Raw genomic sequence first — 8018 nt, 5'->3', positions numbered from 1 at the left:
CGGTGTGGTGATCCTGGCCGCGTGGGCGGTGGCCGCTGTCGGCGGCCTGCTGCTCCTTGAACGCAACAGAGGCCGGGACCGCCGGGGGCAGAAGCCGTCCAGCGGTCCCGGTGAGCCGGCGGGTCAGACGTTGATGCCCAGCCGGTCCAGCGGCTCCACCCGTTCCTCTTCCTCGTAGCCGAGGTGGGAGCTGAGGATGCGGTCCAGCACCGCTGCCAGATCCTGGACCTCACCCAGTCCGCTGTCGTCCTGGACGAGGATGACCAGGGCGGCGTCGAGCCGGGCCAGTGCCTCGGCGATGACCTCGTGCTCGTGTTCCAGTTGTTCGACGACAGGCCCCAGCGATTCCTGTTTCTTACGGAGCTCGGGGAACATGAACTGGTCCTCGATGGTGTGGTGGGTGGTGAGGGTGCGGCTGTAGGCGGTGCAGAACGTTCCGAGGGTCCAGTAGTTCTGGCGCAGCGTGAGGCTGTTGATCATTGAGCGGGCTGAGGCGGCGTCCTGCTGGCCGGCCGCCACCTGTGCGACCGCCTCCCGGATCTGCCGCATCTCCTGGCGCAGGTTGTCGTGGATGAGTACGAGGCGGGTGCCCGTGCTGCCGGGATGCCCCGCTGCCAGCTGCTGCTTGGGGGCGCGGGGTCGGCTCGATTCGCTCAGGGGGTCGGGCTGGCGATCCTATGGTTCGTTGCCAAACGAACTAAACTCTTGACAAGGCGCCGCGGCTCGAGCATTGTCACGTTGTCAGCCAAGTTTATCCTTCAACCAGTAAAAGGCATCACGTGACCAAGATCGCCATCATCACCGGCAGCACCCGCCCCGGCCGAAACAACCAGGCCGTCGCCGAGTGGGTCTACAACATCGCGGCCAAGCGCCAGGATGCCGAGTTCGAGCTCGTCGAGATCGCGGAGTTCGGCCTGCCGCTGTTCGACGAGAGCATTCCGCCGTCCTTGGCGCAGTACGCCAACGAGCACACCAAGGCATGGGCCGCCAAGGTCGCCACATTCGACGGCTTCGTCTTCGTGACCCCCGAATACAACCACTCCACGTCCGGCGCGCTGAAGAACGCGATCGACTTCCTCCACGCCGAGTGGAACAACAAGGCTGCCGGCCTGGTTGGCTACGGCAGCGTGGGAGGAGCCCGTGCAATCGAGCACCTCCGCGGCATCATGGCGGAACTGCAGGTAGCCACCGTGCGCAACACGGTGATGCTGTCACTGTTCACCGACTTCGAGAACTTCTCCGACTTCAAGCCCGCCGCCTTCCAGGAGGAGACGGTGAACCCGATGCTCGATCAGGTCATCGCCTGGAGCAATGCGCTCAAGCCGCTGCGCGACGCGGCCTGACCGGCTCCACCATCAAGGAGTCGCCATGAATACCACCGACCCGGTTACCTCCGGCGCAAGCACCGAATTCAAGCGGTCCGCCAGCCATTTCACGGACCGGATCACGGCCGCCGGTGAAGACGGCTGGCCGGTCGAGGCCGGACGGTACCGGCTGGCGGTCAGCCGGCCCTGCCCCTGGGCCAACCGCACGCTCATCTCCCGGCGGCTCCTCGGCCTGGAGGAAGCCATCTCCCTCGCCATAACCGATCCCATCCAGGACGAGCGCAGCTGGCGGTTCACCCTTGATGCGGAAGGAAGAGACCCGGTCCTGGGCATCCGGTTCCTCAGCGAGGCCTACGACGCCCGCGAGACCGGCTACCCGGGCGGGGTCAGCGTCCCCGCGATCGTCGACATCCCCAGCGGCAAGCTGGTCACGAACGACTTCCAGCGCATAACCCTCGACTTCGCCACCGAGTGGAGGTCACTGCACCGCGAAGGTGCGCCAGACCTGTACCCGCAGAAGCTGCGCGGCGAGATCGACGAGGTGATGGACGCCGTCTACCAGGACGTCAACAACGGCGTCTACCGGGCCGGTTTCGCCGAAAGCCAGCAGACCTACGACGAGGTGTATCGACGGCTGTTCGCGCGCCTGGACCAGCTCTCCGAGCGCCTGTCCACGCGGCGGTACCTGGTCGGAGACACGATCACCGAGGCCGACATCCGGCTCTTCACCACGCTGGTCCGCTTCGACACCGCGTACCACGGGCACTTCAAATGCAATCGCAACAAGCTCAGCGAGGACCCGGTGCTGTGGGCTTACACTCGCGACCTGTTCCAGACCCCAGGCTTCGGCGACACCGTCGACTTCGACCACATCAAGCGGCACTACTACCAGGTCCACGCCGACATCAATCCGACGCGCATCGTCCCGCTCGGACCAGATCTGTCCGGCTGGCTGGCCCCGCACCACCGCGAGCAGCTCGGCGGGCGCCCCTTCGGCGACGGTACCGCCCCAGGCCCGGTGCCTGCCGCCGAGGAGGTCCCAGCCCCTGCCGCGCCGCACAAGCGTGACCGCTCCTAACAAAATGATCTTTGAGGTGGGTTGGATCCCTTCGGGACTGACGATCCGGGGTTGTGACGGGTGTTGGCGTCGATTCCGTCGACGATCAGAACGGTTCCTGCCGGGTGCTGGCGTCGCACGGGGGTAAGCGCGAGGAACGGTGCGATGTGGTCGATGACGCGGTCCACGGTCGACTTCGACACCCCGAACAAGGGGCCGAGTTGCCGCATCGTCAAATCCGTACGCCAGTACGCCGCCACCATCAGCACCCGGTCTTACAGGGACAGCGCCCACTCACGCCCGCCCGTCGGCGCTCCGCCACCGCGACGCCGCACGACACCGATCAACTTGCGGAACTGACGCTTGCTCAGCCCTCAGAAGAGTCCTATCCAGCCCGGCTCCGATGCCGTGATCACACCAGCCACTGCACGATCATGCCACGCAAGATCATCTACCGGGCAGCCTTGAGCCGGGCTTACAAGAGGGGGAGGTGGATCAGGCGGCAGCCCGGCGCCGGTGCTGTAGTCGCACCCCTGTGGCTGCCGCGCCGGCTCTCACCGGACCGGCCCACGCCGCGCCCAACCGGCTGCTGACGTGGGGCGGTTCCAAAAATCCGACCGCGACTACGGCGCCGAGCGGCACCTGGGAGCTGGGCCGGGCGCTGCTCACGCGTCTCGCAGGCCAGCTTTCCGGTCCGGGCCGTGGCCGTCCAATGGCCGGGGCAGGAGAGCTAGGGCCGTTTCGGCGATCCCGTGCAGCGAGTCGGGGCTACTTCCGCCTTTGCCCAGCGCTTCGATCCCGCGCAGCACGGCCAGGAGGAGTCCGGCCAGCCGAGCGGGGTCCGCGTCCTGCTTGATGTCGCCCGCCCGCTGCGCTCCCGCGATGCAGGAAGAGATCAGTTCCTCGATGGCTGCGAACGTCCGGCGGGCGGTCGCCGCGACGGCCGGATCGTGCTCCGACAGCTCGGCGGCGCCCTTGGCGAGCAGACAGCCACGCAGACAGACGTCCGAGGCGGTGGCGTTCGCCACCGCCAGTACATGCGCGCGCAGCCGTTCATGGGCGCGGGCATCCGGACCGTCGAGCGCCCGACGCACGGCCTCGATCAGTCCGGCGCAATGGTCGTCGAAAGTGCGCAGGAACAACTGGTGCTTGTCGCCGAAGGCGCCGTAGAGGCTGTCCTTGCCCAGACCGGTGGCCGCGGCGATGTCGTCCACCCTCGCCGCCGCGTAACCGGTCGACCAGAACTGGTCCCTGGCGGCGCGCAGGACCTCACCTTCATCGAAGCTTCGGGATCGTGCCATGGCCGTCGATTATGTTCTGGACGAGGCGGTCAAGAAAAACCGACTGTCCGTGTCCTGTTGTGTGGCGGCTATGAGCAGCGCAGACGACGTAGTTATCTCGAGAGGCAGACGACATAGTTATCTCGAAAGGATGGGTGCCATGCGCCCCATGGACGGAAAGACGGCCCTGGTCACCGGTGCCTCCAGCGGTATCGGACGGGCGATCGCCGAGCGCTTTGCCGATGACGGCGCCCGCGTCTACCTGACCGGCCGCCGCGAAGACGAACTCGAAGCCGCGGCCAAGGACATCGGGCCCGACGCGGTCGCCGTGCCGTGCGACGTCTCGCAGGCCGCCGACCTCGACCGGGTCATGGACGTCATCCGCGGCGACGGGCGGCAACTGGACGCCGTCGTGGCCAATGCCGGTGTCGGCGACGGCGCCCGCCTCCAGGACGTCACGGAGGAGCAGTTCGACTTCGTCTTCGGTGTGAACACCAAGGGCAGCCTGCTGACCGTGCAGAAGTCGCTGCCCCTGCTCGCTCAGCCCGCGTCGGTGATCCTGCTGGCCTCCTCCACCATCCATCAGGGCGCCGACAGAATGGGCGTCTACGCCGCGTCCAAGGCAGCCGTGCGCAGTCTGGGCCGGACCTGGGCCGCGGAGCTGGCCCCGCGAGGCGTGCGCGTCAACGTCATCACGCCCGGTCCCATCGCCACACCCGCGATCGAACGCCTCGCCGGCAGGCTCGGCCAGAGCATTGACGACTTCCACGGAGTGCTGGCCTCGCAGCTACCGCTGCAGCGCATGGGCCGTCCCGAGGAGGTCGCGGCGCTGGCCGCTTTCCTTGCCGGGCCGGAGAGTTCGTTCATCACCGGTGCCGAGCACTTCGTCGACGGCGGACAGATCCAGGTCTGACCAACCGTGAGGAGGCGCCGCCCGCCCCGCCCCGCGGGGAGCTTGACGGCACCGCGAAACTACGAAAGGAAAAGAGGGCCGGTGCCCCTCAAGACACGGGGACGGGTGCGCTGACCTGGCTTTTCATCTCCTGGGCGAGGTTGCGCGGGAGGTGCAGAACGCCGAGGACATCGCCAACAGTTTGAACTACTGGCCCGTCGTCCGCGGTGGGGAGTCAGCGCCTCCCTTCACGTGAACGGCGAGGATACGCGTCGACGGAGATCGCATCCCTGCGCGGCGATGCACCAGATCCGGGCCTGGATCAGGCCAACGGCAAGGCATGCTGACCGGGCGAGGAAGTGATCAAGACGGTGGCGGGTCGAACGCATCAGGCCGTGCCGACGGGTGCGGAATCGACGGCGGCCCACGAGGAGGTGCTGCCTCTGCGGCATGGCCGTGATCATGTACGTGCCTCGCAGTCACTGACGCCGAACCATCGCGCTGGTCCCCCCAACGAGCCGTTCGGGGCACCAGCGCATTCACGGTTCAGCAGCAGGCGCAGCCCGGGCTACAGCCGCTGGCGTCACGCGAGGTGGCCGTCGCGGCGGTGGACATTGGCACGGCTGGCACCGGGCAGCAGCCCTTGCCCTTCCATGCGTCCCTGCCTTCCTTGACCGCGATGGCGGCGATGACGAGGGCCGCGATGGGATCGGCCCAGGACCAGCCAAGGGTGGCGTTGAGGACCAGGCCGACCAGGAGCACGGCGGACAGGTACGTGCACAGCAGGGTTTGCTTGGAGTCCGCGACCGCGCTGGCGGAGCCGAGTTCCCGTCCGGCCCTGCGCTGGGCGGCGGACAGGAACGGCATGACCGCCAGGGAGAGTGCGGCGATCACCATGCCGGGGATGGAGCGGTCGGCCTCGCCGGTGCCGGTCAGGGCTCGTACGGCGTCGACGGTGACGTAGGCGGCGAGGGCGAAGAAGGAGACGGCGATGACCCGCAGCGCGGTTTCCTCCCGCGCCTCGCGCAGCACGTGGTCGCGGGCGGAGAACTGCCAGGCGACCGCCGCGGCGGAGGAGACTTCGATGACGGAGTCCAGGCCGAAGCCGATCAGCGCGGTGGAGGAGGCGATCGTCCCGGCGGTGATCGCAACGACTGCCTCGATGACGTTGTAGATGATCGTCGCCGCGACCAGCAGTCGTATCCGCCGGGCCAGTGCGTCGCGGCGGGCCGGTGTCGGGCCGAGGGATATCGAGGCCATCTCAGCAGCAGCCCTTCGTCTCGGCATCGCCGCAACTGCGGTCGGTCTCGACAGCGACGACCGCGGTGCGCAGATCGTCGAGCGCGTGACCAAGGCGCGGGTCGGCGAGTTCGTAGCGGGAGCGTCGGCCGTCGGGGACAGCCACGACCAGGCCGCAGTCCCGCAAGCACGCCAGGTGGTTGGACAGACGGGTCCGGGAGATGCCGATCTGGTCGGCCAGGTCGGACGGGTAGGCGGGGGCGGCTCGGAGAGCCAGCAGCAGCTGGCAGCGGATGGGGTCGGCGAGAGCGCGGCCGAAGCGCGCGAGCACCTCGGCCTCCGGGGCGATGGTCAGCACTCCCCGATGGTACACGGAAACGTGAATTCACGAGAACGTGGATCACTCGTGGGGAGGATCCCGCGGTCCTGTGCAATCTACGGTCACGCCAGAATCCGGCCGCTTTGTCACTGCTCCGACACGCAGAGTCCCTGCCCCGGAGGCACTCTGGATACGGACAGGTCGTCCTGGCCCTGCGGCCTTGGTGCCTATCCGTGCGGCCCGGCTCAACCCACGGTCAGGGGGTGCCTGAACTCGGCTCAGTGACGCCGAGGAAGATGCCACCCGAAGTGTTGAGGTCGTCGTTGTACAGGTGGAATGCGCGGAGCGACCTGGCGACCTCTCGTTGGGAGATGAACGCGTCGCCGTCCAGGTCCAGCCGCTGGAAGATGATTGCGGCGTCGGCGCTGGAAATCTCACAGAAGGCCAGGTACCGGGCGAACTCGTCCCTGCTGATCCGCTTGTCGCCGTCGACGTCCAGGACATGGAAGATGGCCTGGGCAATGTCCTCCAGCAGGTGGGACGCATGCGTGTCGTAACCCGCAGTGCGGTGGGCCGCGACGAACTCGTCCTGGGACAGACGGTCCTGCCCGGGGGTCGCCTGCGTAAGGAGTCCCAGCCATTGCGCCCAGTACGCCTTCTCCAATGACTTGATCCTGGCGTCGCTCTTCGCCAACGCATAGCCGGTCATGTACTTGTCCACGATCCGCTGGTAGTCACCCCACGTGACGAAGCCATCTTCGTCGGTGTCCAGGACCGCGAAGAGCTGCCGGAGTCGACGGGTGATCGGATCGAACGTCGCCATGCGTTCAGTGTCCTTCCGATAGAGCTGATTGACGATGGTGCTTGCACACGGCTTTGTGCCGCGTCGCGGCCAGTGTCGTGGGTGCCCGAGCCGCGCTGCGGCCCACCGTCCATGGCAGCGTTGAAACTTGCGAAAACAGCAGAGTCGAGAGGAAGTCGGCGATGCTGGGCGGCGGGACGGCGATGACGCTGGTCCATGCCTGCTGCATGCTGTCCGCCTTCTCGAGAACGAACTTCGACATGTCAGACGTCCATGGGCCGCCGGAGGTTCACCGCCCGCGGAATGATCATGCAGTAGACCTGGGTGACTGGGGTGTTCCACCGAGTTCATCCCGCGTCAGGGCTGGTACGGCCATCGGACTCGCTGTTGACCGATTCAGACCTCTACGGAGAGAAGTTATCCGTATTTCACCCCGGCATGTGTGAGGGAGTCCTCTGGTGCCCGATGTCCCGCTCTGGCCGTGGGGCATTCGCCCGCCACATTTTTGTGTCGCTGGTGGTGGATCTGCCGGCACACCAGGACGCACACGTGATCGGCGTCAAACTCCGTCGGGTCTTCCTTGACCTGGGCGTGGCGGTAGTCAGCCGCTTCACCGCGTTCTGTTCGGGTTGGCGAGGAGGACGCGGGGGTCGAGTTCAAGGCGGTTGCCGTCGGTGTCCCGCAGGATCAGGTGTTGCGCAACCCCGTCCAGCCAGGAGACCGAGACGAGCCGGTCGGCGCAGATGTGGTGTCGGTGGGCGAGTCCGTGGGAGGCGAGGAGGCCTGGTGTGGCCGTGACGCGGGTGGGCCACAGTACGGCGAACAGGGTGACACCGAGGGCTGCCCGGAGCCGCGTTCGGGGGCCGGCCGTGGAGTCCGACGCCGCGTCGACGCCCATGAGCAGCAGGGGGAAGAGGGTGGCGATGCCGATCGCCAAAAGGGCATCGCCGGCCCAGCGGCGTCGTGCGCATACTGCGTCCGTGGCATCACTCGGCCAGTTCTCCTGTGTCCAGCGGTACGGGGCAGGGTGCGTGCGCCAGGCAGTAGCGGGCGACCGACGGTCTCAGCGAGCGCCGCAGGGGGCCGCCTTTCCCGGTGCCCACG

General features: G+C 67.3%; 11 protein-coding genes and 1 pseudogene. 3 read left to right on the top strand and 9 right to left on the bottom strand.

Features of this window, described 5'->3' with window-relative positions; translation table 11 throughout:
* Nucleotides 1-123: 123 nt before the first annotated feature.
* Nucleotides 124-573, bottom strand: a complete 450-nt coding sequence (locus ACWDO5_RS26235) for a hemerythrin domain-containing protein (protein WP_450532819.1) — start codon at nt 571-573, stop codon at nt 124-126.
* Between the two features lie 206 nt (nt 574-779).
* On the opposite strand from ACWDO5_RS26235, the gene ACWDO5_RS26230 reads away from it, so the two are divergent.
* Both ACWDO5_RS26230 and ACWDO5_RS26225 read left to right on the top strand, forming a co-directional pair.
* Nucleotides 780-1343, top strand: a complete 564-nt coding sequence (locus tag ACWDO5_RS26230) for an NADPH-dependent FMN reductase (protein WP_450532817.1) — start codon at nt 780-782, stop codon at nt 1341-1343.
* A 25-nt stretch (nt 1344-1368) separates the two neighbouring features.
* Nucleotides 1369-2403, top strand: a complete 1035-nt coding sequence (locus tag ACWDO5_RS26225) for a glutathione S-transferase family protein (protein WP_450532816.1) — start codon at nt 1369-1371, stop codon at nt 2401-2403.
* A 56-nt stretch (nt 2404-2459) separates the two neighbouring features.
* Here the strand turns inward: ACWDO5_RS26225 and ACWDO5_RS26220 are convergent.
* Nucleotides 2460-2753, bottom strand: a pseudogene (locus tag ACWDO5_RS26220) (helix-turn-helix domain-containing protein); the annotation flags it as partial.
* Nucleotides 2754-3047: 294 nt separating this feature from the next.
* On the bottom strand, nt 3048-3683 hold the full coding sequence (locus ACWDO5_RS26215) for a TetR/AcrR family transcriptional regulator (RefSeq protein WP_450532815.1): 636 nt from the start codon (nt 3681-3683) through the stop codon (nt 3048-3050).
* Nucleotides 3684-3822: 139 nt separating this feature from the next.
* Here ACWDO5_RS26215 and ACWDO5_RS26210 point away from each other — a divergent pair, with 139 nt between their 5' ends.
* The gene (locus tag ACWDO5_RS26210; RefSeq protein ID WP_450532814.1) at nt 3823-4575 is read left to right on the top strand and encodes an SDR family NAD(P)-dependent oxidoreductase; all 753 of its coding nucleotides are present in this window, start codon (nt 3823-3825) and stop codon (nt 4573-4575) included.
* 525 nt (nt 4576-5100) lie between these two features.
* Here the strand turns inward: ACWDO5_RS26210 and ACWDO5_RS26205 are convergent.
* From ACWDO5_RS26205 to ACWDO5_RS26180, 6 genes are all read right to left on the bottom strand, one after another.
* Nucleotides 5101-5814: a cation transporter gene (locus tag ACWDO5_RS26205; RefSeq protein WP_450532813.1), complete on the bottom strand. Its 714-nt coding sequence runs from the start codon at nt 5812-5814 to the stop codon at nt 5101-5103.
* A 1-nt stretch (nt 5815) separates the two neighbouring features.
* Nucleotides 5816-6151 carry an ArsR/SmtB family transcription factor gene (locus ACWDO5_RS26200; RefSeq protein WP_450532812.1) on the bottom strand — a complete coding sequence of 112 codons (336 nt, stop codon included), beginning with the start codon at nt 6149-6151 and terminating at the stop codon, nt 5816-5818.
* 217 nt (nt 6152-6368) lie between these two features.
* Nucleotides 6369-6935: an EF-hand domain-containing protein gene (locus tag ACWDO5_RS26195; protein WP_450532811.1), complete on the bottom strand. Its 567-nt coding sequence runs from the start codon at nt 6933-6935 to the stop codon at nt 6369-6371.
* A 4-nt stretch (nt 6936-6939) separates the two neighbouring features.
* A complete protein-coding gene (locus ACWDO5_RS26190; protein ID WP_450532810.1) occupies nt 6940-7176 on the bottom strand; it encodes a hypothetical protein in 237 nt (78 codons plus the stop codon).
* Nucleotides 7177-7524: 348 nt separating this feature from the next.
* A complete protein-coding gene (locus ACWDO5_RS26185) occupies nt 7525-7851 on the bottom strand; it encodes a hypothetical protein (protein ID WP_450532809.1) in 327 nt (108 codons plus the stop codon).
* Between the two features lie 49 nt (nt 7852-7900).
* On the bottom strand, nt 7901-8017 hold the full coding sequence (locus ACWDO5_RS26180; protein WP_450532808.1) for a hypothetical protein: 117 nt from the start codon (nt 8015-8017) through the stop codon (nt 7901-7903).
* Nucleotide 8018 lies beyond the last annotated feature (1 nt).

This window comes from Streptomyces sp. NPDC000880, from assembly GCF_053599675.1.
This window is presented reverse-complemented; position numbering and strand designations above follow the sequence as displayed.

What these genes read in the sequence shown, in the direction of transcription:
- ACWDO5_RS26225 (WP_450532816.1), top strand. Translation starts at nt 1,369, where the DNA reads ATGAATACCACCGACCCGGTTACCTCCGGCGCAAGCACCGAATTCAAG.
- ACWDO5_RS26215 (WP_450532815.1), bottom strand. Translation starts at nt 3,683, where the DNA reads ATGGCACGATCCCGAAGCTTCGATGAAGGTGAGGTCCTGCGCGCCGCC.
- ACWDO5_RS26210 (WP_450532814.1), top strand. Translation starts at nt 3,823, where the DNA reads ATGCGCCCCATGGACGGAAAGACGGCCCTGGTCACCGGTGCCTCCAGC.
- ACWDO5_RS26205 (WP_450532813.1), bottom strand. Translation starts at nt 5,814, where the DNA reads ATGGCCTCGATATCCCTCGGCCCGACACCGGCCCGCCGCGACGCACTG.
- ACWDO5_RS26195 (WP_450532811.1), bottom strand. Translation starts at nt 6,935, where the DNA reads ATGGCGACGTTCGATCCGATCACCCGTCGACTCCGGCAGCTCTTCGCG.
- ACWDO5_RS26190 (WP_450532810.1), bottom strand. Translation starts at nt 7,176, where the DNA reads ATGTCGAAGTTCGTTCTCGAGAAGGCGGACAGCATGCAGCAGGCATGG.